A 23722-nucleotide genomic window follows, 5' to 3' on the forward strand; every position below is an offset into this window, starting at 1 on the left:
CGCGGGGCCGCCCGGCGAGGTATGACAGAAGAAGCGCACACGAGCCGGTGAGGTGCCGGTATGACGCATGACCGTCTTGACCAGGGCGGCGAGGCGGGCATGAGCGGCCTGACCGCCGCCCCGGGAGGGGTGCTCGACCTGTTGCAGGTCGCCGCCGTGGTGCTGGACGGCGACGGCCGCATCGTGCTGTGGAGCCCCGAGGCGGAACAACTGTTCGGATATCGGGCCGCCGAGGCGCTGGGCTGCCGGGCGGACCGGCTGCTGGTCCACCCCGACGACCGCCGGTCGGCCGTGGAGCTCTTCGCACGGGTACGGGCGGGCGACACCTGGGCGGGCGTCTTCCCGGTGCGGCACCAGGACGGGCGTACCCTCCAGGTCGAATTCCGCACCATGGGCCTGCGGGACGTGGACGGCGACGCCTACGCCCTCGGGCTCGCCGCCGACGAGGGGACCGTCCTCCGGCTGGAGACCGATCTGGCCGTCTCCGGATTCCTCATCACCCAGTCGCCCGTCGGCATGGCGGTCTTCGACACCCAGCTGCGGTGGGTGCGCGCCAATCCCTCGCTCCAGCAGATGAACGGGCTGACCGAGGACGAGGTGCGCGGCCGCCGGATCGCCGAGGTGCTTCCGGGGCTGGACGCGGAGGCCATGGAGAGCGCGATGCGGCACGTCCTGGAGTCCGGCGAACCGCTGCTGGACCAGCAGAGCGTCGGCCGCACCCCCGCCGACCCCGACCACGACCACGCCTGGTCGGACTCCTACTACCGGCTGGAGGACCCCAGCGGCCGCATCCTGGGCGTCGCGGTGTCGGTCATCGACGTCTCCAGACGCCACCGGGCGGCCAGTGAGATCGCCGAGGCACGGGAGCGGCTGGCCGTCATCGCCGACGCCGGGGTCCGCATCGGCACCACCCTGGACCTGCGGCAGACCGCCCAGGAGCTGGCCGATGTGACCGTGCCCCGGCTCGCCGACCTCGCGGCCGTCGATGTACTGGACGCCGTGGTGCACCGCGAGGCCATGGCCCGGGTGCGCACCGACGGCTCGGCCCGCTTCCGGGCCCTGGCCGTGGCCGCGGGCTATCCCACCGAGGCGGTGCACGCGGCCGACCCGGTCGGCGAGATCGCCCGCTACGACCCCACCCGGCTGATCACCAAATGTGTGCGTGACGCCCAGCCGATCTTCGTTCCGCACGTCACCGAGCAGGACGTCCGCCGTATCGCACGGGACGAGGCCGCCGCCGCGGTCCTCCACCGGGAAGGTGTGCACTCCTACCTCGCGGCGCCGCTGATCGCCCGGGGCAGTGTGCTGGGCACGCTCAGCCTGCACCGCACCGTCAACCCCCGGCCGTTCGACGAACAGGACCTCACCCTCGCCTGCGAACTGGCCATCCGCGCCGCGCTGTGCATCGACAACGCCCGGCTCTACGGGCGGGAACGCGACGCCGCCCTCACTCTCCAGCGCAGTCTGCTCTCCCAGCAGCCACGCGACCTGGACGGGCTGGAGATCGCCTCACGCTATCTGCCCGCGGTCAGCGCGGCCGGCGGTGACTGGTTCGATGTGCTGCCCCTCCAGGACGGCCGGGTCGGACTGGTGGTCGGGGACGTCATGGGCAAGGGCATCCACGCCGCGGCCATCATGGGCCAGCTCCGCACCGCCACCCGGGCCTTCTCCCAGCTCGACCTGGAGCCCGTGGAACTGCTGCGCCACCTCGACGAGATCACCCTCAGCCTCGGCGAGTCCATCGCCACCTGTCTCTACGCGGTCTGCGATCCGCGCACCGGCCGGTGCGAACTGTCCACCGCGGGCCATCTGCCCCCGGTGCTGGTGCACCCCGGCGGAGACGCCGAGCTGATCGACATCCCCACCGGGGCGCCCCTGGGCGTCGGCGGCGTCCCCTTCGCCGCGGTCGACTGCGTGCTGGCCGAGGGCGCGCTGCTGGCCCTGTTCACCGACGGTCTGGTGGAGAAGCGGCACCAGTCGCTGGACGTCGGACTGCACACCCTGGTCCAGCTGTTGCGTCGGCACCACGGCTCCCTGGAGCGGATCTGCGACCAGGTGCTCGCCGCACTGCACGGCGCGCCCGACGACGATGTGGCACTGCTGCTCGCCCGGCTGCGCGCGCCGTCGTAGTCCGGCGCGGTCCGGAGTCCGGCGGCGGTCAGCGGGCCGGGGTGCCGCGGAAGGCGGACCGGTAGGCGCGGGGGGAGACACCGAGTGCGGCGTGCAGATGCTGGCGCAGTGACGCGGCGGTGCCGAACCCCGCGTCCGCCGCGATCCGGTCCACCGGCAGATCGGTCTCCTCCAGCAGTTCCCTGGCACGCTCCAGCCGGGCCCGGGTCAGCCACTGCACCGGTGTCATCCCGACCTCCTCGCGGAACCGCCGGGTGAAGGTCCGTACGCTCATCGACTCCCGCTCGGCCATCTCCCGCAAGCTGACCGGCCGGTCCAGCCGGGTCAGCGCCCAGGCACGGGCCGTGCCGGTGGACGAGCCGCGCCGCTCGGGGACCGGGCGCCGGATGAACTGGGCCTGTCCGCCCTCCCGGTGCGGGGCCACCACCGAGCCACGGGCGACCTCGCCCGCCACCGCCGAACCGTGGTCGCGCCGGATCATATGGAGGATCAGATCGATCCCCGAGGCGTCCCCGGCGGAGGTGAGCACCGTGCCCTCGTCGGCGTAGAGGACATCGGGGTCCAGGTCGACGGCGGGGAACAGCCTGCGGAAGTGGTCGGCGGACTGCCAGTGGGTGGTCGCCCGGCGGCCGTCGAGCAACCCGGCGGCGGCCAGGACGAAGGCACCGGTGCAGATCGAGGCGATCCGGGTGCCGGGGCGGATCCGTGCGAAGGCGGCGCCGAGTCCGGCGCCGAGAGACCCCTCGGTCTGCGGCGGATCCTCCTCGTTGGCGGCCGGGACGAGCACCGTGTCGGCTTCGGCCAGCGCCTCGGGCCCGTGGCGGACGTTCACGGTGACGTCGGAGTCCGTACGGACCTCGCCGGGCACCAGGGCGCAGGTCACCACCTCGTACAGCGGCTCGCCCGCGGCCGACACCGCCCGGCCGAACAGCCGGTGCGCCATGCCCAGCTCGAACGGCAGCAGTCCATGCCGGACCAGCACCGCGACCCGGTGACGGCCGGTGTGGACGAAGGACGGCGAGGCTGCCATGGCCCGATTTTTTCACGGCGGCCGGATCCGGCCGGAACGCCGGTGGTCCACCGGAGGTTCAGTCCTCGCTCCTCGCCCGGCTCGGCTGCACCCGCTTGGGCTCGCCCTTCATCTTGGGGTGCTCCGGGGGATAGGGCAGATCGCCCAGTCCGTGTTCCCGTTCGTCCCGGTCGGCGAGTTCCAGCGCGCTCTCCAGCCGGAAGGCGTGCTCGTCCATATCGGCGTGCACATCGCCCAGTTCGCGGTAGCGCACCGGCATGGTCACCAGGTCGAAGTCCTGCGGCCGCGCGTCGGCCACCTCGTCCCAGCGCAGCGGCGCGGAGACCGGGGCGTCGGGGCGGGGGCGGACGGAATAGGCGCTGGCGATGGTGCGGTCCCGGGCGGTCTGGTTGTAATCGACGAAGATCTTCGCGCCGCGCTCCTCCTTCCACCACGCGGTGGTGATCCGGTCCGGCGCCCGCCGCTCCAGCTCCCGCGCCACGGCGATCGCGGACCGGCGCACCTGGGTGAAGGTCCACCGCGGTTCGATCGGGACGAACACGTGCAGCCCGCGCCCGCCCGAGGTCTTGGGCCAGCCGCGCAGCCCCAGTCCGTCCAGCACCTCGCGCAGCTGTTCCGCCGCGCGCACCGCGTCCCGGTAGTCGGTGCCCGGCTGCGGATCGAGGTCGATCCGCAGTTCGTCGGGGTGATCGGTGTCCTCGCGCCGCACGGGCCACGGATGGAACGTCAGACAGCCGAGATTGGCCGCCCACACCACCGCCGCCACCTCGGTCGGGCAGATCTCGTCCGCGTAGCGCCCGCTGGGGAAGGAGATCCGGCCGGTGGGGATCCAGTCGGGGTGGTTCTTCGGCGCCCGCTTCTGGAAGAACGACTCCCCGTCTACGCCGTCCGGGTAGCGCTCCATCGTCGTCGGCCGGTCCCGCAGCGCCCGCAGCACCCCGTCACCGACCGCCAGGTAGTACCGGGCGAGGTCCAGCTTGGTGTACCCGCGCTGGGGGAAGTACACCTTCCCGGGGTTGGACAGCCGCACCGTACGCTCACCGACCGTGAGCTCCACCGTCTCTCCCATAGGGTCACGCTAGGCCCGGCCGCCCAAGGTCACCTCCCGGCGGGCGCGCGGCCCGTGGCCGACGCACAATCGGACACCATGGACCTTCCGGTGATGCCCCCCGTCGCCCCGATGCTGGCCAAGTCCGCGGCCGCCATCCCCGCCGGTATGCGCTACGAGGCCAAGTGGGACGGTTTCCGGGCCATCGTCTTCCGTGACGGCGACGAGCTGGAGGTCGGCAGCCGCACCGGCAAACCGCTGACCCGCTACTTCCCCGAACTGGCCGAGGCCCTGCTCGCCCAGCTGCCGCCGCGCTGCGTACTGGACGGTGAGATCGTCATCGTGCGCGGCGGACGCCTGGACTTCGACGCCCTGCTGGAGCGCATCCACCCCGCCGACTCCCGGGTCCGGATGCTGGCCGGGGCCACCCCCGCGGGCTTCGTCGCCTTCGACCTCCTCGCCCTCGGCGACACCTCCCTGATGGACGCCCCGCTGAGGGAGCGCCGGGACGCCCTGACCGAGGCACTGCGCGGAGCCACCGATCCGGTCTTCACCGCGCCCTGGACCGACGACCAGCAGGTGGCCCGGGAGTGGTTCGAGCGGTACGAGGGCGCGGGGCTGGACGGAGTCGTCGCCAAACCCTTCGACCTCGGCTACCGGCCGGGCGAACGCGTCATGGTCAAGGTCAAACACGAGCGCACCGCCGACTGCGTCGTCGCCGGACTGCGCCACCACAAGTCCGGCCCGGTCGTGGGCTCGCTGCTGCTGGGACTGCACGACCCCACCGGCCGTCTCCAGCACGTCGGGGTGTGCGCCGCCTTCCCCATGCGCCGCCGCCAGGAGCTGATGACCGAACTGGAGCCGCTGGTCATGCCCACCGTCGAGGGTCACCCCTGGGCGGACTGGGCCCGGGAGGAGGCGCACGCCCGGTCCCGGATGCCCGGCGCGCCCAGCCGCTGGACCGGGGTCAAGGACCTGTCCTGGGTGCCGCTGCGCCCCGAGCGGGTCTGCGAGGTGGCCTATGACCATATGCAGGGCGACCGCTTCCGGCACACCGCGCGGTTCCGCCGCTGGCGCCCCGACCGCGACCCCGACAGCTGCACCTACGCCCAGTTGGAGGAGCCGGTCTCCTACGACCTGGGGCAGGTGCTGGGCACCGGCGGCTAGGAACACTCAGCGGCGGGCGCCGCGGGCCGGACGGCGGCTCATCCGCGCGAACCAGTCGCGCGCCGCCTCGGCCGCCTGCTCCAGGGTTCCCGGTTCCTCGAACAGATGGGTGGCACCGGGCACCACATGGACCTCGTGCGGGGCGGCGAGCATGGCGGCGGCCTGTTCGTTCAGCGCCAGCACCTCATGGTCGTCACCGCCCACCACCAGCAGCACCGGCGCGCCCACCCGGTTCAGCACCCCGCCCGCGAGATCCGGCCGCCCGCCGCGCGAGACCACGGCCCGCACCCGGTCCGGCCGCTCCGCCGCGGCCGTCAGCGCCGCCGCGGCGCCGGTGCTGGCGCCGAACAGGCCGACCGGCAGCCCGGTGGTGGCCGGATGTCCGGCGAGCCAGTCCACCGCGCCCACCAGCCGCCGCCCCAGCAGCGGAATGTCGAAGCGGTGCTCGGCGGTGATCGCGTCCACCCGCTCCTCGGCCTCGGTGAGCAGGTCGAACAGCAGGGTGGCGAGGTCCGCCCGCTGGAGCACCTCGGCCACCGCGCGATTGCGCGGACTGTGCCGGGAGCTGCCGCTGCCGTGCGCGAAGGCCACCACGCCGACGGGGTGTTCGGGTACCACGAGATCTCCCACCAGCATGGCGTCGTCCACGGCGATTCGGGCGGTCTCGGAGCGCATCGGCACCTCCTGCCGGGGGTCGGGTGTCAGGCGTCAGGCGCAGGCCATGAGTCCCTGGCGCAGCTCGCTGTAGAGGCGGGAGAGCCTGCGGGATATGTGCATCTGTGAGAAGCCGAGGATCTCGCCGATCTGGCTCTGTGAGAGCCCGGCGAAGAAGCGCAGGTACAGCACATAGCGGTCCTGTTCCGAGAGGTGCGAGATCAGTACCCGCAGCGCCTCCCGGTTGACGACCCGTTCGATCGCCGCGTCGTCCGCGCCCACCGTCTCGGCGAGCAGCCGCTCCTCGGCGCCCTGGACCGCGGCGTTGAGCGAGAGCGGGGTGCACGAGGCGCTGGCCTCCAGCCCGGCCTTCACATCCTCCTGAGGCATCCCGGTGCGCAGACAGATCTCGGTGATGGTGGGGGTGCGGCCGCCGAGCTCCTGTTCCAGCGCGTCCCGGGCGGAGCGGGTGCGTGAGCGCACCTCCTGGATGTTGCGCGGGATGTGCAGCGTCCACAGGTAGTCGCGGAAGTGCCGTTTGAGCTCACCGGTGATGACCGGGATGGCATAGGAGGGGAACGCGTGGCCGAGGTCCGGGTCATAGCGGTCGACCGCCTTCACCAGGGCCAGCGAGGCGACCTGGGTGAGGTCCTCCATGTTCTCGCCCTTGTTGCGGAAGCGCAGCGCCAGCCGTTTCGCGACCGGCAGCCAGGCGCAGATGATGGCCTCGCGCAGGGCGTCGCGCTCGGGCCCGGAGGGCAGTCGGGACAGACGCTGGAAGGCACCGCCGGTGTCGGGAGTGTCGTCATGGCGCCGTCGGCGAGTCGCGGTTGCTGACATGGTCACTCGCCTCCGTGGTCCGATGTCACGGCGGTTTCCCCCCACCGTCGCATGATCCTTAACCGCTCGCAATTCGGCCATATTGGTATGTGTTCATGCGCTTTTCGGGGGGAATGCGGGCTGGTCCGGGATTCGGGTACCCGGTGCCGGGTACACAGCCGGGATGGACGCCACCCTTCGCCTCGCCCAGCAGCCCGCGGCCGACGCCCTGCTCGGGCGCAGCCCGCTGGCCCTGATGACCGGGATGCTGCTCGATCAGCAGGTCCCCATGGAGTGGGCGTTCTCCGGTCCGCACACCATCGCCCAGCGCATGGGTTCCGACGATCTGGACGCCCGGGAGATCGCCGCCCAGGACCCCGAGCGGTTCGTGGAGCTGCTGTCGCAGAAGCCCGCGGTGCACCGCTACCCCGGGTCGATGGCCAAGCGGATCCAGCAGCTGTGCCAGTACCTCGTGGAGACGTACGACGGGGACGCCGAGGCGGTGTGGCGCGATGTGGACAGCGGTGCCGAACTGCTCCGGCGGCTGCAGGAGCTGCCCGGGTACGGCAAGCAGAAGGCCCAGATCTTCGTGGCGCTCCTCGGCAAGCGGCTGGGGGTGTGCCCCGAGGGCTGGCGGGAGGCCGCCGGTGCCTATGGCGAGGAGGACGCGCACCGTTCGGTCGCCGACATCACCGGCCCCGATTCGCTGGACAAGGTCCGCGCCCACAAGCAGGAGCTCAAGCGGCAGGCGAAGCGCGCCGCCGGGAAGTGAGTCCCCGGCGGCGGTTCACGCGGTGTGCAGCGCGCCGCGCAGGGTGTCCACGGCCAGGTCCAGGGCGGCGCGCGCGGCCCGGGTGTCGCGGAGCGCGTCGAGCATCAGGAAGTCATGGATGATGCCCTGCATCCGCGCGGCGGCGACCGGCACTCCGGCGGTGCGCAGCTTGGCCGCGTACGCCTCGCCCTCGTCCCGCAGCACATCCGCCTCGCCGGTGATCACCAGGGCCGGGGGCAGTCCGGCGAGCTGGGCGGGTTCGGCACGCAGCGGGGAGGCGGTGATCTCGGCGCGCTGGGCCGGATCGGTCGTGTACTGGTCCCAGAACCAGCGCATCCCCTCACGGGTGAGGTAGTAGCCCTCGGCGAACTGGTCGTAGGAGCCGGTGTCGAAGGCGGCGTCGGTGACGGGGTAGAACAGCACCTGGTGGACCAGGGAGAGATCGCCGCGCTCCTTGGCCATCAGGGTGAGTGCCGCGGACATATTGCCGCCGACCGAGTCCCCGACCACCGCGATCCGCGCGGGGTCGAGCCCCGCGCCCTCGCCGTGGGCCACGATCCACTGCCCGACGGCGTAGTTCTGCTCCAGCGCCACCGGGTAGTGGACCTCGGGCGAGAGGTCGTACTCGGGGAAGACCACCGCGGCGCCGACCCGGACGGCCAGCTCCCGGACCAGCCGGTCATGGGTGTGCGCGTTGCCGAACACCCAGCCCGCGCCGTGGATGTAGAGGATCACCGGCAGGGTGCCGCCCACCCCCGGCGGACGCAGGATCCGGGCTTTGACACCACCCTCCGGGATTCCCGTGACGCTGATCCACTCCTCGTCCACCTCGGGTTTGTCCACCTGGCCGGACTGTGCCTCGTCCACCGCCCTGCGGCCCTCGGCGGGCGACATCTGGTACAGGAACGGCGGCTTGGCGCTGGCCTCGGCCAACTCGGCGGCGGCGGGCTCCAGTACCGGGCGGGCCCGGGCGGTGTCACGGGACATCTGCTTCTCCATCGCCTCTCCTCGACGTGCGGTGGCAGCGCCGCCGTCCGCCCGGCCACCGCCACCGTCACACCGCGACGCGGCGCTCCCCGGCGGTGATGGGCAGGTCGTTGATGCTGGCGTAGCGCTTGCGCATCAGGCCGTATCCGTCGAACTCCCAGTTCTCGTTGCCGTAGGCGCGGAACCACCGGCCCTCGGTGTCGTGGTACTCGTACTCGAAGCGGACGGCTATCCGGTCGCCGGTCCAGGCCCACAGTTCCTTGCGCAGCCGGTAGCCGAGTTCGCGCTCCCACTTGGCGGTCAGGAATTCGACGATCTCACCCCGGCCGCGCAGGAACACATCGCGGTTACGCCACTCGGAGTCCTCGGTGTACGCGAGGGCGACCCGGGCGGGGTCCCTGGTGTTCCAGGCGTCCTCGGCGAGCCGCACCTTCAGGCGGGCGGTCTCCTCGGTGAAGGGCGGCAGCGGGGGCTTCTGACCGGTCATGGCGGCGTCTCCTCGGGACGGGCACGGCGAACAGCCGCGCCAAGGAGAGAGAATCATCGTTCTCTCCTGGAGTCACCACGGTAGGAGAACGTTCGTTCTCGCGCAAGCGGATGCTCGTGGACGCACCGTGCCCCGCCGTGCGACGAGGGCGCGGCGGGGCACGGTGGACGGTGTGGGGACTACGGGTTCTCGGTGAGCGGCCCCGGGGCCGGTGACGGATCCGGGACCGGGTCGGGGCCCGGAGGGTTGGGCACCGGGTCCGGGGACGGTCCCGGCGGCGGTCCCGGAGTGGGGCTCGGCGGCGGGCTGGGCGGGGGAGTGGGCACCGGGTCCGGCGGTGGTCCCGGTGGCGGGCCGGGTACCGGCCCCGGTGCGGGACCCGGCTCCGGGCCGCCCGGGCCCGGTGACGGGGTGGGCGATGCCGGCCCGGGGTCACGCAGTGCCGGGTGCGGGGGAATCGGGTCGTTCTGCCGTGCCACGGTGTCCTCCCAGGGTCGTCGACGGTGGCCACGTCATCTGCGGGGCGAGTGCCCCGTCCCCCGTCGTCCACGCATGACCCCACGCCGTTCGCGGCGGAAATTCACCCGTACGACGGACCCGGCCGATTCCGGTCGTTGGCCCGAATCGCCCCGTTGACCACTCCCATCTCGTCATGGCCCTGACACAGAACCTCTGCACGTTGTTCACCATCGGACGATCGCGTGTCTGACACGCTTTCGGGGATCGAACAACGGTCGCAAAGAGGGGAAAGGAGACCACCCGTGCACGTCACCCCCCACCGATGGAAAGCACTGGCCCTGCTGGCCGGCGTCACCACCATCGCCGTCACGGTACAGACCCCGGCAACCGCCGAGGTCACGGCCACTTCCACGTCGTACGACGACACCTACTACAAGGACGCCATCGGCAAGACCGGCGACCCCTTGAGGGACGCGCTGCATACGATCATCAGCACCGACGTCACCAAGCTGTCGTACGACGAGGTCTGGGACGCCCTCAAGAAGACCGACGAGGACCCGGACAACTCCGCGAATGTGATCCTGCTCTACACGGGGACTTCACAGAGCAAGGACGCGAACGGTTCCGGACCCGACCAGTGGAACCGTGAGCACGTCTGGGCCAAGTCGCACGGCGACTTCGGCACCGCCACCGGTCCCGGGACCGATGTCCACCACCTGCGTCCGGCCAATGTCACGGTCAACAGCATCCGGGGGAACAAGGACTTCGACGCCGGCGGTTCCGAGGTCGAGGGAGCCCCCGGCAACCGCACCGACGACGACTCCTTCGAACCGCGGGACCAGGTCAAGGGCGATGTGGCCCGGATGGTCCTCTACATGTCCGTCCGCTACCAGGGCGACGACGACTTCCCCGACCTGGAGGTCAACGACAAGACGGACAACGGCTCCCAGCCCAACCTCGGGCGGCTGTCGGTGCTGAAGAAGTGGAACGACGAGGACCCGCCGGACACCTTCGAGAAGCACCGCAACGACGTCATCTTCGACACCGTCCAGCACAACCGCAACCCGTTCATCGACCACCCGGAGTGGGTCGGCGAGATCTGGAAGTAGGCCCCACCGCTCACGCCTCGTCCGCGCCGACGGCCCCGCCGTCGGCGCGCAGCGGTACCGGGTCCGTGCTCCGGGCCGCCGCCAGCAGTTCGGCGGCGGACCCGGGGCGGGCCTGGAGCGAGGGCAGCAGCAGCGTCCACAGATCGGTCAGATGGTCCTCGACCAGCCGTCGACCGTCCAGCGCCTCCGAGACGGTGTGCAGACCGAAGAAGGCGCACACCACGGTCCTGGCCGCGGCCTGCGGCTCGACATGGGCGGCCAGCTCGCCCTCGGTGTGGGCGTGCTCCAGCATCTTCCCCACCGCGTCGATCCAGCCCACGAAGGGCGGCGGAAGGGGTGCCTCGATCAGCGTGCGCTCCGTCCACAGCCGGGCCCCCGCCCGCACCACGATGTCATCGCGGAAGGCACGGGCCACCGCGAAGCTGAGCCGGACGAGTTGCTCCAGCGCGGAGGTGGCGATGGCGGTGTGCTGCTCGATCAGCGGCGGCCAGGTCGCGAAATGCTCCTCCACCACGGCCAGCGCGAGCCGTTCCTTGCTCGTGTAGTGGAAATACATGGCGCCGCTGGTGTGCCCGGACCGGTGGGTGATGTCGCTGATACTCGTCCCGGCGTATCCCCGTTCGTCGAAAAGGGATGCGGCCGCCTCCAGAAGGGATCGGCGCGTCTGTTCGGCCCGCTCTTGCACGTGTTCGCCGTCCTTCATCAGCCGCTTCGGGTACGGAGCGAACTTAGCGGAATTTCACCCCGCCATGGAGATGAGGCGAGTCAGGTCAAACATTATTAGTATTTTATAGTGATCGTTCGTGAGGCTCATGGCCTTTCGGAGCCGTCCGGTCCCACCGGGCGGCCGCTCAGTTGGTCCCGCACCGTGGAACGCGAGGCCGTGCACCGGGTCTCGGTGGCCGAGGTGCTGCTCACCGACGTGCGCACGCTCGGTGACGACCGTTTCGAGGCCGCCGCCCAGTGGCCCCGCTCCCATCCGACCTTCCCGCACGGCGGGGACGGCCGGCACCATCCGCTGATGATCGCGGAAACCCTTCGGGAGCTGGGGATCTACATCCCCACCCGGTACTACGCGGTGCCCGCGGGCGCGCACTTCCTCATCCGCGACCTCTTCTACCGCCTCGACCCCGAGGCCGAGCCGCGCGCGCCGCACGGCGCCACCGACATCACCTGCCACGCCGCCGTGACGGACCTCCACACCACGCCCTGCGGGCGGTTCGTCTCCGGGATGCGGCTCGATATCGCGCTCTCGGCCGGCGGCAGAAGGTTCGCCTGGGCCGGGGGCACCGCGCGCTTCCTCGACGGCACCTCCTACGCCGAGACCCGCTCGGCCGCCTCGGGCCAGACCGCACGGCGCCGACTGCGCGCCGCGGTCCGTCCCTCTCCAGGTCAACTGGGCGTTCCCGCCGCCCGCGACGTCCTGGTGGTCAGGGACGGGGGAGTGGTGTACCTGGACCCGGCCGACACCCGCCACCCGTTCTTCTTCGACCACTGGAGCGACCATGTCCCGGGCCTGGTGCTGCTGGAGAGCGCCCGGCAGGCCGCGGCTCTGGCCACCGAGGGAACGCTGATCCGGCCCGTCGCCTGCCGGTTGAAGGCGATCCGCTTCACCGAGTCGTATCCGCCCGCCGTGGTGGAGTGCACCTCCCACGGCAGGACCTGCGTCTTCCGGCTGCGCCAGGCGGCGATCTGTACGGCGGTCGGAGTGCTCCAGTACCAGTGACCGTACGTCTGACCGTCAAACCGTCCGTACGACGAACGCATTGAGTGGCGAACGCGCGCGACGGTGAACAAACCGCCGACGTTCCGTGATGTCTTGCTTACTCCGGGTCATCCAATTAACGTAGTGATCGTTATGTTTCGGGCGGGCGGATTCTCCGTCTGTACGGCCTCCCATGTCGCGCACGCCATAAGGCGCTCGCGCATCGGACAGCAGCGGTGGGCGCATTCGCGCACCGAGCCGCCAGGAAATCCACTGCGCTGCTCCCCGCAGGTACAGGCACCCCCTGCGCCGATTCCTCCACCTCCCATGGAACGGCAGGCAGATGACAGCCGAAAAGCTCCTCGCATGGACCCCAGCCGCCATCGTCTTCGACTGCGACGGCACCCTGATGGATTCCGAACGGCACTGGGAGGAGGCGCGTGAAATCGTGCTCAGAGAGCACGGAGCCGCCCCCACCGAAGAGTTCGCCCGGCGCACCAAGGGACTCCACTTCAGCGAATGCGGCCGAATGCTGGCGGAATTCGCGGGACACCCCGAACTGGCCGAGCAGATGACCGAGCAGCTGCTCGACGCCTTCCGCGCCCTGGTGGCGGAGGACCCGGTCACCATGCCGGGCGCACCGGAACTGGTCGAGAAGGCCGCGGCGTTCGCACCGCTGGCCATCGCGAGCAACTGCCCGCGGGACGTGGTCGAGGACGGGCTCGCCAAGGCGGGGCTGCTGCGCCACTTCGGGCATGTACTCGTCCCCGAGGGGGAGATGCGGCCCAAACCGTACCCCGACGTCTATCTCGAGGCCGCCCGGCTGTGCGGTGCGGCCCCCGGTGACACGCTCGCGGTCGAGGACTCCCACTGCGGATTTCTCTCCGCGGCCCGCGCGGGCATGAAGGTCCTCGGCGTCGGCCCGCGGAAACCGGTGGACGAACGCCCCCCGGTGGACCTGTGGGTGGACACCCTCGCCGACCCCGATCTGGTCAGGTGGGCCGAGACGAGGGTGGCATGACCAGCTGAAACGCTTCGCCACCTGGTCGGCGGCGCGGGTCACATACCGTCCATGCCCTCCATACCGTCCATGCCGTCGTGCGATCCGGAACCACCGTGCGATCCGGATCCGCCCTTCGAGGGGGAGCCCTTGTGCGAGCCCGAACCCCCGTGGGACATGGACATCCCGTGCTCGATGGCCCCGCCGATCTTCGCGCGCAGGGGCTTGAGCGCACCGGTGGACAGGCCGGTCACCGACCAGCGCGTGCCGACCAGGTAGGTGCCTCCGTAGTCCTTGGAGGTCGCCAGCCAGTCGTGCTGACCCTTGGCGGTGGCGAAGGTCACCATCGTGTAGCGGTTCTTACCGGAGGTGCAGGCACCCTGCCGGAGCTCCTCCGCCTCGGTGATGACGTTCGCCTTGCAGCCGATGGCATCGGCGATCCCGGTCAGCTGGGCGGGTTTGCCGGGTTTGCCGAACTCCTTGGCCGGAGCCGCCTTCTCCCGCGGATGCTTCGCGGCATCGTGCTCCGTGCTGCTGCCCGCGCAGCCGCCCACGAACAGCAGAACCGCGCACAGCGCGGTGGCTCGGAGTGCGGGTGACACTACAACCTCCTGATGGGAGTCCGGCGGGGGCCCGGGTCCTCTGCGGCCTCGGGCCCCCTGCGGTGACCGTGTTCCGTGTTCACTGCGCCGTGGCGCTCGCCTTCTTGCCCTTGTCGGTGACCGCGAACCACTGGCCCGCCTTGCCCTGGCCGTTGATGTCGCCGGGCTTGGTGTCACCGGTGAAGGTGTAGAGCAGCCAGCAGTCGAAGGCGGCCTGCTTGCTGCCGTCGGGACGGGTGAAGGAGGTGACCTTCGTGGCGTCCAGACCCGCGACCTTGGAGGTGTTCACGGCCTTGACGGGCTTCCAGGTGTCCAGGCAGGCGCCGAGGCAGCCGGTCTTCATCGGCCAGGCGCTGTCCTTGTTGAACCGGTAGACCGTCATTCCCTTGCCATCCACGATGATCTTGCCCAGCTCGGCGTTGTTGTTCACCATGAGCTGGAGGCTCTCGTCGGTGCCCGCGGCCTTCTTGCCGGCCGGCTTGCCGTCGGGTGCCAGCGCGTTCCAGGTGCCGCCCACGCCGTGGCCCTTGGTGTCACCGGCCTTGGTGTCACCCGCGTAACGGTAGACCGGCCACCCCTCGAGTGTCAGCTGCTTGGTGCCGTCGGAGCGGGTGACCGAGCCCAGTGCGGACTTTTCGATCCCGGTGCCGGCGGCCGCGTCGGCGGGCACCGGGGGCCACTTGGTGGCGCAGGCGTCGTTGCAGTTGGACTTGGCGGGCTTGGGGGTGTCCTCGTCGAACCGGTAGAGCGTCCAGCCCTTCGCGTCGGTGACGATCTCGCCCAGCTTGGCGTCCTTCTTCGCGGTCACCTCCTTGGCCGAGCCCGAGTTGCCGGTGCTGCCGGAGCCCGCCGCCGCGCCGGTGTCGCCGCCCGCCTCGTAGCCGCCCGCCGCACCGGAGGACGCCCCGGCCGCACCGGGCGTCGCGCCCGCGCCCACGTTCTGGGCACCGCCGGCGGGCTGGACATTGGAGCTCTGACCGGAGGAGTTGTCCTTGCTGCTGCCGCACGCCGCTGTCAGCAGAACCATCGCGACGGACACTCCGGCGAATGCGATCTGACGCCGCTTCTCCATGACCATTCCTCTGCAATCTCTCTCGGTCCGGCGGTGTTTGCGCCGACGTCATGTGCATACGGAGCCGGTGCCGAGCGACGTTCAGCGGGCCCGGAATTTGTCATCCGACGCAAAAAAACGGGAATCGTTGAGCACACAGCAGTCGACGGCCGTTGAATAACGGCCGTCGGGGATGGCGCCGGGGGTACTGGGGGCGGCTACTCCTCGATGCGCAGGGCCAGCGCCGGGCAGCGCCGGACCGCGCGCACCGCCTGGGCCCGCAGCTGGCGAGGAACGTCCATCTTCGCCGAGGCGGGATAGCCGTCGATGCCCAACTGGAGCACATCGGGAATGATGTCCGCGCACAGGCCGTGGCCCTGGCACAGCGACCAGTCCACGATGAGCTGCTCCATCCGCTCCCGCGGCCCCCGTTCACGGCGGGGCTCGGCCGCGGAGGGGCCCGGGGGCAGTGCCAGGGGCTGGGAGTCCTCGGGCAGCGGCAGCACACCGAGGGTCGGCCGGCCGCACCCCATGCCCAGGGCGTGGGACTCGATCTCCTCGGGGAACGCATCCAGCGCGGTGGTCACAAAACCGGCCGTACCGTCCGGATGGCTGCAGGCACCGCGCTTCTTCACCGAGTTGATGAACGCGCGGACGCTGTCGACGGCGGCCTGGCCGCCACCGCGCTCCACCTGGCCGAGCGCGTCCGCGAGCGCGGGCAGCCCGATGAAGCAGGGCCCGCACTGGCCCGCGGTCTCCGCGGCCAGCCAGCGCGTGACCCGGGCGGTCTCACCCAGCGGGCAGGTGTCCTCGGGGATCGGCAGCACCGCTCCGGCGCCCAGCCGGGCGCCGTACTTCTTCATGGACTCGCGGGAGATGGTGGTGGCGTTGATGCTGTTGGGGTCCAGCCACTTGCCGTGGTACCCCCCGACCAGAACGCCCTGACCGGGGGTGAGGTTGCACAGCTCCAGGATGTAGGTCAGCGGGACCCCGGTGGGGGTCTCCATGACGAACTTGCCCGCCACCGTCAGCAGTGTGGTGCCCGGTTCGGTGGGCAGCCCCACCGAGCGGTACGGCAGGGCGCCCATCCGCGCCGCCACGGCGAGCTGGGCGAAGGTCTCGGTGTTGGACAACAGGGTGGGCAGACCCCCGAGCCCGCTGTCACTGGTGCGGATCTTCCGGCCGTTGGGGATGGCCGGGGCGCCGCTGATGCCGTTGATGACGGCACCGCCCTCACCCGCGACGAAGCGGTCCGGGGTGCGGGAGACCCGCAGCCGCGGTCCGCTCGGGCCGCGTTCGGCGATGGCGGCGGCGAGGGATTCCTCCACATCGGGCCGGTGCACCGCGATGCACACGTCCTCCGCACCGAGTGCCTCGGCCGCCAGCATGGCGCCGTCGATCACCAGATGCGGAGTGTGCAGCAGCAGCGCGGTGTCCTTCAGGCAGCTGGGCTCGCCCTCACTGCCGTTGACGACGACGGCGCAGCGGCCGTCCCGGCGCGACGCCGACTCGATGACGGAGGTGAGTTTCTTGGCGAACGGGAATCCCGCGCCGCCCCGACCACGGAGGTCGATGTTCTCCGCGAGGGCCACCAGTTCATCGGCGCGCAGGGCGGGCATCTGCCCGTGCACCGTCAGGTGGCCGACCCGGTCAAGCCGGTATGCCTCGTCCAGCCCGGCGAGCAGCCGGGGCGGATCGATGCAGGCCAGCCTGGGCTTGGCTGTGATCACCGGTCCCACCCGCGGGATGCGCCGAGCGGCTCAGTGTTCCGCCGGTCGGGCTCCGCGGAGCGCGGACGGGGCACACTCGGTCCGCTGCGTCCGGTCCGGCCGTCCTGCCGACCGCGAGCTGGGGGATTCCGCACCTCGATGCCGTCCGTCCTCTCACCGTGCCGGGCCCGCCGGGAAGCGAGCCGGATCCACAACGCGACCGCCACACCAGCCAGGGCCATGACATACCCGATGGTGGCCCAGTCCTTGGCGGCACGGCCAGCCTTGAGGCCGTGGATCAGCGCGGCACACCACGCCGGATACGCGGCCACGTGCAGCGCACGCCACCAACGGTACCGCCAGCGGGATTTGCCGGTCGATGCGAAAGCGCTGCGGACCGCCCCGGTCACCGCCGCGGTGGTGAAGAGGTACGCGGCGATGGTGCCAAGGCCGATGAGCACAGGCCGATTTGCGTCAGCGAACGGTATCACGATGGATGCGGCGGGCGTGTGGCTCTCCGCCACCTTCACCCAGACATGCAGCGCGAGGAAGCACAACCCGCCGACGGCGGCGGCCCGGTGGACCCCCTGCGCGATCAGCCGGTGGTTGGTGCGCAGGAAGAGCTGGTCGGTGGCCGCGAGTCCCCACAGTACCGCCGAAGTGAGAGACACCAGAGCGAGCACACCGGCGCCGAAGTCCAGAAAAGCCCAGGTCTTGGTGAATGCGCCCGCGTTGTTCGCCACAACGAGGGACAACAGCACCGCCGCACCGATAGCGTAGAGACGAAGGTGCCGGGACTGACCGCCCCCGGGGCGGGCACGTGTCCGGGACCGTCGGTCGGCTCGTCGGCCGCCGGGTGCTCCGAGGGTTCCCTCGGGAACCGATCCGGTGTGACGTCCCCTTCGGCGCGGCCCCTGGGAGCGGGGAGTCGGCAACTGGGACATGGACATGGAGCCTCCCGATCGCGCGGATTCGCGCGGGTGACGAGATACGTCAAAGTCGTCTTGGGATCAGCAGCTTCTCGGAACTACACGTGATCTCCATAAGATTTGTCGTAACGTGACAACTTCTTGTGGAGAAACCGTGCCCACACCGTCTCCCACCGATCCGGTGCCATCCCCGTGGCAAAGAAACGGCAAAATGCCGGGACCGGTGGGGGCGGGGGTCCTCTATGACGTAGCGGAGGACCCTCGACTCCCTTTCCGGACCGGACGAACCGGAGACGGAGGCACCTCCACGGGCCTGACCGACCCCCCAACGGCCAGGCCCTCCCCCCGGCAAGAACGAGGTAATGATGGGCGAACTCGTGAACCGCATGTGGTCCCGCCCCCGTGGCGAGTGGACCCGCGTTCTGCGCAATGAACTCCCGTCCCTGGCCGATGAGGTGGTTGAGACCCTTCGGCACAGACTCCCGGGATTCTCCGAACTCCTGGAGGACTCTGAGCGAGAGAAGGTCCGAACCGGAGTCGAGCAGGCTCTGCTGACGGCACTGGGCTACCGGAAGCCCGGTGAGGAAGGCGCCGGTGAACCGGTCGCCTCCCCACCGGCCCGCTCCGGTGACGAACGGCTGGCGGAGGTTCCCCCCGAGCGGGCCCGCCGTGAGCTGTTCGAGGCTCTGACCAGTGAAGTACCGGTCCCCGAGCGGACCCTGGCGGAGCTTTCGCGGGCCGCCCGGTGGCCCCTCCCCGAAACCGTCCAGGCCATCGCCCTGCCCACCCCGGGCGAGGCGCCGCAACTGGCCGCCGTGCTGGGAGACACCCTGATCGGCGCGGTCGGGGACGAACTGTGCCTGCTGATCCCGGACCCCGACGCGGACAGCGAGCCCCCGCCGGACACCGTCGTCGACCGGACCGTGGACGGCGAGCGGGACCCGGACCGGGAGCCGCCGGTGGACTGCGGCACCCGTGGCGCGCTGGAGACCGCGCTGCGCGGCCGCACCGCCGCGGTCGGGCATGTGGTGCCGCTCAACGACGCGGCGTCCTCGGTGCGCTGGGCGCGGAAGCTGCTGACGATGGCTCCCGCGCGCAGCGGCCCCGAGGCCCGGGTGCTCTTCGTCGACGACCACCTGTCGATGCTGCTGCTGCTCCAGGACGAGTCGCTGGTCCGGGCCCTGGCCTCGCGGTGGCTCAAACCGCTGGTCGGGCTGACCCCCCGGCAGAGCGAACGGCTGCAGATGACCCTGCTGGCGTGGCTCGAGGGCGGTGGCGCACCGGAGGCGGCGAAGGCGCTCAAGGTGCATCCGCAGACCGTGCGGTACCGGCTGCGCCAGATAGAGAAGCTCTTCGGACCGGGGCTGCGGGATCCGCGGATCCGCTTCGAGCTGGAGATGGCGCTGCGTGGACGGCGGCTGATGGCGCAGATGGACCGGATCCGCCGGCACGCCTCACGGGTGGGCCGCAGGACCCGTACCGGAGCGGCCCCCGGAATCCGGCCGCTCGGGATCGCCCGGGAGGCCCGCGTCAACGGACTGTGAGCCGGGTGGTCGTCGCATCGCGCCGACCACCGCACACCGGAACTGCCGGCCGCCACGCGGTCGGCAGTTCTGTGTGTCCAGGACCTGGCCGAGGACGTTGCGAGGGTGTGGTGACGGACACCAGGTGCGCGGTGTCCGGGCAGGTCAGCGCCGGGCGGCCGCGGGCGCCTGGGCCGGGGCGGCGGTGCGCATCGCGGCGTTGAGCCCGAGCAGTTCGCCGTACGCGTGGGCGCAGAAGGCGCAGGACGCGAGGTGGTGCGCGAGCGCATGGCCGCGGACGCCGCCACGGCGCACCGAGGCGCCGATCATCGCGCTGAAGTGGCGGCACCGGTCGTCCCGGGCGGACTCCAGATGTGCCTGGAGGTAGGACTCGCGCAGCCCCTCCCGGGCCCGGAAGGCGAGCGAGGTGACACCACTGGGGGAAATCCCCAGTATGCCGGCCACCTGGTGCGGAGTATCGTCCTCGACGAGGGTCAGCCACAGCACGGTCTGCCAGCGCTCGGGCAGTCTGCGGAAACTGCGGACGAGCAACTGGCGGTTCTCCCTGGCCACCAGGTGCTGCTGGGGGTCGGCCGAGGGCGCGAGCTGGCGCCATGACTCGAAGTCGGCCGTGAGCAGGATCTGCCGTTCCCCGGCGCTCCACTCGACCGCGGTGTGACGCACCACGGTCAGCAGATACGGCCGCCAGGGCCCGCGCGGTCCGCCACCGGCCCGTACCGCCTGGAAGGTGCGGATGAACGCCTCGGACGCCAGATCCTCCGCGTCATCGAGGGCGCGGCAGCAGGTCCGCGCATACGACAGCGTGGCCGCGTGATGGCGGCGGTAGAGGATCTCGCCCGCGGCCGGGCTGGTGGTGCCCGAGCGATAGCCCTCCAGGAGCAACCGGGTCAGTTCCGGGTCGGAGAGCGAGCGGACCGGTCGGTCGGTATGTCCGGGGCCCGCCACATCGGGATGTTCCACGCCCTGCTGGTCCGACGGCTCGTCGGCCGCCCCGTGAGAGGTCGCAGCGCGGCGCGCGCCGGCCTGGTGGCCGACGCGCGCCTCGGGGTTCTCGTTCATCAATTGCACTTTTGGCCGCTGTTGATGCAGTCCACCGCCTTGCTCATCAGGTCGTCCGGCATGACGTTGATGAAGTCGTCGTGGTCGGTGATGGGCTTGTGCAACTGCTCGGGGAAGCCGTCCACGGCGAACGGGGTGTTCGGCGGTACATCGTAGGTGATGGTGTTCACCAGCTTGGGAATGGCCTTGAACCCGTTGGGGCAGGAGCCGTCCTCGCCTGCGAAGGCCACGTGATCCCGGTGGTTGGCGCTGTCGATGTTCTGGCCGTCCCAGCAGCTCTGGAAGTCGAAGGTGCGCGTCACCGAGCTGCCCTCGGGGCAGAGCGGGTACTTGTCGGTCAGCTGCCGGTCCTCGAAGCCGGTGCAGCTCCAGGAGGCGTTGGCGTTCTTGTCACCGTTGGTGAACGCCTTGGCGTCACCGGTGATGATGCGCAGGAACTTCGGCATCGCCACGACCTCGCTCTGCGGGTTGCCCTGGAACTCGATGGTGGAGCTCTTGGGCGTCAGGATGGTCCCGACGTTACCCTCCTGGCCACCGCCGAGGTCATTGGCGTCCGCTTCGTCCTGACCGTCCTGTGCGCGCACCACCGGCCAGTAATAGGTCGACTTGTCGCCGTTGTTGCAGGAGGTCCCGGCCTGCTCGAAGGTCTGGTTGTTGGCGAACGCGTCGTTGCCGTCGTTGCCCACGTAGTCGTGCATGTGGTGCGCGCCGTTGCCCACACCCGGCGCGACGATCACGTTGTCGCTGTTGCGCAGGTTCGCCTCACCGACCCCGCACTCCGAGGTGAAGGTGCCGTTCGAACCGCCCTGCTGCTGGCCCTGCCCGTCGTCGCCCTGGGCGTTCGGCTGCACCTGGGTGATGTCCACGAAGTCGTCCTGCGACGGGCCGTTGCCCGCCTGGCCACCGGCGTTGCCGGGCACGTCGTTGGCGCCCTCACCACCCTGCTGGTCGCCACCTTGCTGGTCGCCGCCCTGCTGGCCGTCGTCCTGCTGCTGACCGCCGTCCTGCTGGTCGTTCTGGCCGTCGTCCTGCTGCTGGCCGTCGCCCTGCTGGTCGTTCTGGTCACCGCCGTTGTCGACCTGCTGCATCTGGCAGTTGCTCATCGAGTCCAGGTCATCGGGGCGCTGGCCGTCCTGGTCGATGGCGTTCCCGATGTTGTCGATGGTCTCGCCCCGCTGCTGTTCCAGCGAGGAGAGCACCGTGTCGTTGGAGCCCTCGCCCTCGGACATCTGCTGGTAGGCCTTGGCCACCTGGGAGTCGAGTTCGGCGAGGTTCTTGTCGACCTCGGGGCGCGCGCCGCTCGGTACGGACGACAGCTGCTGGCCCACGTCGGGGCAGCTGATGGTCCACGATCCTGCGGCCACCGTGCGGTTCTCGCCGGAGTCGTTGTTGTCGCCGCTGGCGGACGCGTTCGCCGCGATGATCGCGGCCCCGCCTCCGCCCAGTGCCAGTGCGGCGACGATTGCGACGGTCTTGTTCGTGAACCTGCCGCGTTTGTGGGTTTGTTGCCTCATGAGATCACTTCACTTAGTCGTTGAGGGCGTCGAAGTCGACGAGCCCGGTGTCCTCGAGGACCGTGATGTGGTCGAGAACGATGGTGTTGGCCCTGGTGGCCAGTGATCGCACCATGGAGTTCCGGCTCTGGGCCCGGATCTGGGCGACGAGCGAGAACACCTTCCCGTGTGCGGCGCGTAGCAGGTTCGCGAACAGCCGCTCGAACTCGGCGCTGCTCGGGGCGTTGTTCATCTGGTCGAGCCAGCCCTGCTGCTGCTCATTGGGCTGGTTGGGCAGATCGATACCCAGCGCCCGTCCCACCTCGTTGGCGCGGCGGTCGAGCTCGGTGTGGCCCTCGATGAGGTGCTCACCCGCGGTCTTCACGGAGTCCTTGGTGCCGCGCTCCTGGGCTTCCCGGCCGGAGGGCAGCTCCCAGAGGCCGGCGAGCTTCACCTTGCGGACGAAGTCCCGGTCCAGGGCGGTGAGCGGCCCGTACTGGGTGCTGACCGTGCCGCCACCGTCGTCAATGACGCCGGGCGGCAGTGACGATGCGGCGCTGCTCTCACCGAACAGCTGCACGGGGATGAGGATCGCCGCGAGTGTCATGGCGAGTGCCCCAATGATGAGACCTGTGCCGATGGTTCGGCTGGATGCGATGGATCTGCTGACGAATGTTGATCGCACAGCGCCCTCCTTGCTTCGGAGTGACACCGGACGCTAGTGCCTGGTGTGGCCCGGACGTGGAGACCTCATCACTAACGAATAAACCCGGGACAACCATCGTTACCGACTGGTACCCTGCGCGGTCGACCTCCGGCCGCCACGTCCATGGCGGCCCCGGAAATTTTTCTCCGGCGCGTTGAGCACATCGCCGCTGCCGTCCGTACGACTGGGAGAAGCCGCTCCCGTCCGAAGGACATCCGTGATGCGAACAGCGACATCGATCTTCGAACCGTTACCCCCGCGGGCCGGGGTCCGCTCCCCCCTGGCCCGCTCCACGCGTCCGAAGTGACCGAGTCTCTTGAGAAAGGCCGTGTGTGTTCAGGGTGGAGTGATGGTCCGGTCCGTATGCGCGGAGCGGACCTGCGTGTCCGGTTCACCCCGACGGCGCCCGCCTCCCGCGGACCCGTCCGGACTGCCCCGGCTCCCCCGTAAATCGGCGACTATAAAAGAAAGGGGACAGGCGAGTGGTTCCCGGGGCCCGGAACGGCTCCAACACCGCGTCCAGCACGTTCCGTTCGGCCCTACGGCGGCCCGTTGTGTCACCCGTCCCTGACCTGGTGCGTTCCCCCGTTCGTCCCGGAGGTAGCCTGTGCCGCGCACAGGCGGCCGGAAGGCCGGGCACAACGGTGAGGAGCGGCACATGGCCGGGGGCGAGCGGCGTGAACCCGTCTCGGATCAGAAGCGGCGGGTGCGCCAGGAGCGCTGGGGACGGTGTGCCCCACTCTTCGACGGCAGCCCGCGAGTGGAGATCTCCAACGTCAAACTGCCTCCGGACGACGCCGTGTACCTGGCCACCGCCTTCGGCTACCGCTATCTGCGCACCCGGGGACAGAAGGCCGTCCGGTACCGGGTCTTCGTACCGGACCCCGACCCGGCGGCGGGTCAGGAGGCGCTGGCCCCCGGCACCCCGGTCGAGGTGGTCGCCCAGCACCCGGCGTTCCACGGACTGAGCGCCCGCGCCGCCCGGAACCACGCCGAGATGATCCGGGGCGAGCGCAATCTCCCCAAGCTGATCGCGGTCCTGGTGGTGATGGTGTTCGGTATCGCCGTCATGGCGGTGCACGCGGTGAACGCCGGTGCCCCCGCCCTGCTGGCGCCGATCGTGTTCTTCACCCTGCTGGTGACCGCACTGCTGCTGATGCTCCGCAAGGGGCTGCGCACCGAGCGGGAACTCAGGGAGCGGGCCGACCGGCTGTCGCATGTGTCCTGACCGCCGCGGCGGTGGTGGACAGCGGCGAACGCCA

The 23722-nt window shown here is 70.6% G+C and carries 22 protein-coding genes; 8 read left to right on the forward strand and 14 right to left on the reverse strand.

What is annotated here, in order from left to right; translation table 11 throughout:
• Positions 1-60 precede the first annotated feature (60 nt).
• A complete protein-coding gene (locus tag AC07FT_RS09935; protein ID WP_471196462.1) occupies positions 61-2130 on the forward strand; it encodes a SpoIIE family protein phosphatase in 2070 nt (689 codons plus the stop codon).
• Positions 2131-2158: 28 nt separating this feature from the next.
• On the opposite strand, the gene AC07FT_RS09940 is transcribed toward AC07FT_RS09935, so the two are convergent.
• Together AC07FT_RS09940 and ligD are read right to left on the reverse strand one after the other, a co-directional pair.
• Positions 2159-3160, reverse strand: coding sequence for a GlxA family transcriptional regulator (locus AC07FT_RS09940; RefSeq protein WP_479175480.1), 1002 nt, complete (start codon positions 3158-3160; stop codon positions 2159-2161).
• Positions 3161-3218: 58 nt separating this feature from the next.
• Complete coding sequence (ligD, locus tag AC07FT_RS09945; RefSeq protein WP_471196467.1) at positions 3219-4229, reverse strand: non-homologous end-joining DNA ligase; 1011 nt, start codon at positions 4227-4229, stop codon at positions 3219-3221.
• Between the two features lie 78 nt (positions 4230-4307).
• On the opposite strand from ligD, the gene AC07FT_RS09950 reads away from it, so the two are divergent.
• Complete coding sequence (locus AC07FT_RS09950; RefSeq protein ID WP_479175483.1) at positions 4308-5375, forward strand: ATP-dependent DNA ligase; 1068 nt, start codon at positions 4308-4310, stop codon at positions 5373-5375.
• 6 nt (positions 5376-5381) lie between these two features.
• Here the strand turns inward: AC07FT_RS09950 and AC07FT_RS09955 are convergent, their stop codons facing one another.
• The gene (locus AC07FT_RS09955; RefSeq protein ID WP_254741219.1) at positions 5382-6050 is read right to left on the reverse strand and encodes a dienelactone hydrolase family protein; all 669 of its coding nucleotides are present in this window, start codon (positions 6048-6050) and stop codon (positions 5382-5384) included.
• Between the two features lie 33 nt (positions 6051-6083).
• Positions 6084-6869 carry a SigB/SigF/SigG family RNA polymerase sigma factor gene (locus AC07FT_RS09960; protein WP_479175484.1) on the reverse strand — a complete coding sequence of 262 codons (786 nt, stop codon included), beginning with the start codon at positions 6867-6869 and terminating at the stop codon, positions 6084-6086.
• Positions 6870-7032: 163 nt separating this feature from the next.
• Between AC07FT_RS09960 and AC07FT_RS09965 the strand changes: the two genes are divergently transcribed.
• The gene (locus tag AC07FT_RS09965) at positions 7033-7620 is read left to right on the forward strand and encodes an HhH-GPD-type base excision DNA repair protein (protein WP_479175486.1); all 588 of its coding nucleotides are present in this window, start codon (positions 7033-7035) and stop codon (positions 7618-7620) included.
• Positions 7621-7635: 15 nt separating this feature from the next.
• On the opposite strand, the gene AC07FT_RS09970 is transcribed toward AC07FT_RS09965, so the two are convergent.
• Together AC07FT_RS09970 and AC07FT_RS09975 are read right to left on the reverse strand one after the other, a co-directional pair.
• Positions 7636-8607, reverse strand: a complete 972-nt coding sequence (locus tag AC07FT_RS09970) for an alpha/beta hydrolase (RefSeq protein WP_471196862.1) — start codon at positions 8605-8607, stop codon at positions 7636-7638.
• Between the two features lie 67 nt (positions 8608-8674).
• Entirely contained in the window at positions 8675-9094 is a 420-nt protein-coding gene (locus AC07FT_RS09975; protein ID WP_471196477.1) for a DUF1348 family protein, read from the reverse strand.
• Between the two features lie 791 nt (positions 9095-9885).
• Here AC07FT_RS09975 and AC07FT_RS09980 point away from each other — a divergent pair.
• Positions 9886-10662 (forward strand): endonuclease I family protein, encoded by a 777-nt coding sequence (locus AC07FT_RS09980; RefSeq protein ID WP_479175686.1) that lies wholly within the window; start codon positions 9886-9888, stop codon positions 10660-10662.
• A gap of 10 nt (positions 10663-10672) precedes the next feature.
• Here the strand turns inward: AC07FT_RS09980 and AC07FT_RS09985 are convergent, their stop codons facing one another.
• Positions 10673-11365 carry a ScbR family autoregulator-binding transcription factor gene (locus AC07FT_RS09985; protein ID WP_479175488.1) on the reverse strand — a complete coding sequence of 231 codons (693 nt, stop codon included), beginning with the start codon at positions 11363-11365 and terminating at the stop codon, positions 10673-10675.
• A gap of 90 nt (positions 11366-11455) precedes the next feature.
• Between AC07FT_RS09985 and AC07FT_RS09990 the strand changes: the two genes are divergently transcribed.
• Both AC07FT_RS09990 and AC07FT_RS09995 read left to right on the forward strand, forming a co-directional pair.
• Positions 11456-12388 (forward strand): ScbA/BarX family gamma-butyrolactone biosynthesis protein, encoded by a 933-nt coding sequence (locus AC07FT_RS09990; RefSeq protein WP_471196485.1) that lies wholly within the window; start codon positions 11456-11458, stop codon positions 12386-12388.
• A 322-nt stretch (positions 12389-12710) separates the two neighbouring features.
• Positions 12711-13388, forward strand: coding sequence for an HAD family hydrolase (locus AC07FT_RS09995; protein ID WP_254741206.1), 678 nt, complete (start codon positions 12711-12713; stop codon positions 13386-13388).
• A 38-nt stretch (positions 13389-13426) separates the two neighbouring features.
• Here AC07FT_RS09995 and AC07FT_RS10000 read toward each other — a convergent pair whose 3' ends face one another.
• The 4 genes from AC07FT_RS10000 to AC07FT_RS10015 all read right to left on the reverse strand — a co-directional run bounded on the left by AC07FT_RS10000 (position 13427) and on the right by AC07FT_RS10015 (position 17472).
• Positions 13427-13969 (reverse strand): hypothetical protein, encoded by a 543-nt coding sequence (locus AC07FT_RS10000; protein ID WP_471196488.1) that lies wholly within the window; start codon positions 13967-13969, stop codon positions 13427-13429.
• Between the two features lie 79 nt (positions 13970-14048).
• Positions 14049-15041, reverse strand: coding sequence for an SCO0930 family lipoprotein (locus AC07FT_RS10005; protein ID WP_479175491.1), 993 nt, complete (start codon positions 15039-15041; stop codon positions 14049-14051).
• Positions 15042-15238: 197 nt separating this feature from the next.
• Positions 15239-16750 carry an NADH-ubiquinone oxidoreductase-F iron-sulfur binding region domain-containing protein gene (locus AC07FT_RS10010; protein WP_479175492.1) on the reverse strand — a complete coding sequence of 504 codons (1512 nt, stop codon included), beginning with the start codon at positions 16748-16750 and terminating at the stop codon, positions 15239-15241.
• Positions 16747-17472, reverse strand: a complete 726-nt coding sequence (locus AC07FT_RS10015) for a hypothetical protein (RefSeq protein ID WP_479175493.1) — start codon at positions 17470-17472, stop codon at positions 16747-16749. Before AC07FT_RS10015 ends, AC07FT_RS10010 begins: the two co-directional genes overlap by 4 nt.
• A 548-nt stretch (positions 17473-18020) precedes the next feature.
• Between AC07FT_RS10015 and AC07FT_RS10020 the strand changes: the two genes are divergently transcribed.
• Positions 18021-19202, forward strand: a complete 1182-nt coding sequence (locus tag AC07FT_RS10020) for a PucR family transcriptional regulator (RefSeq protein WP_471196499.1) — start codon at positions 18021-18023, stop codon at positions 19200-19202.
• Between the two features lie 144 nt (positions 19203-19346).
• Here AC07FT_RS10020 and AC07FT_RS10025 read toward each other — a convergent pair whose 3' ends face one another.
• From AC07FT_RS10025 to AC07FT_RS10035, 3 genes are read right to left on the reverse strand one after another with little or no spacing between them, the layout of a single operon-like run.
• On the reverse strand, positions 19347-20261 hold the full coding sequence (locus AC07FT_RS10025; RefSeq protein ID WP_479175495.1) for an RNA polymerase sigma factor: 915 nt from the start codon (positions 20259-20261) through the stop codon (positions 19347-19349).
• Positions 20261-21775: a DUF1996 domain-containing protein gene (locus AC07FT_RS10030; protein ID WP_479175497.1), complete on the reverse strand. Its 1515-nt coding sequence runs from the start codon at positions 21773-21775 to the stop codon at positions 20261-20263. The genes AC07FT_RS10025 and AC07FT_RS10030 overlap by 1 nt, the downstream gene beginning before the upstream one ends.
• Positions 21776-21788: 13 nt before the next feature.
• Positions 21789-22361 (reverse strand): DUF4142 domain-containing protein, encoded by a 573-nt coding sequence (locus AC07FT_RS10035; RefSeq protein ID WP_471196506.1) that lies wholly within the window; start codon positions 22359-22361, stop codon positions 21789-21791.
• Positions 22362-23118: 757 nt separating this feature from the next.
• On the opposite strand from AC07FT_RS10035, the gene AC07FT_RS10040 reads away from it, so the two are divergent.
• Positions 23119-23688 carry a hypothetical protein gene (locus AC07FT_RS10040; protein WP_479175498.1) on the forward strand — a complete coding sequence of 190 codons (570 nt, stop codon included), beginning with the start codon at positions 23119-23121 and terminating at the stop codon, positions 23686-23688.
• The last annotated feature ends 34 nt before the right edge of the window (positions 23689-23722 follow it).

The sequence above is a fragment of the Streptomyces sp. NPDC045899 genome, assembly GCF_056431485.1.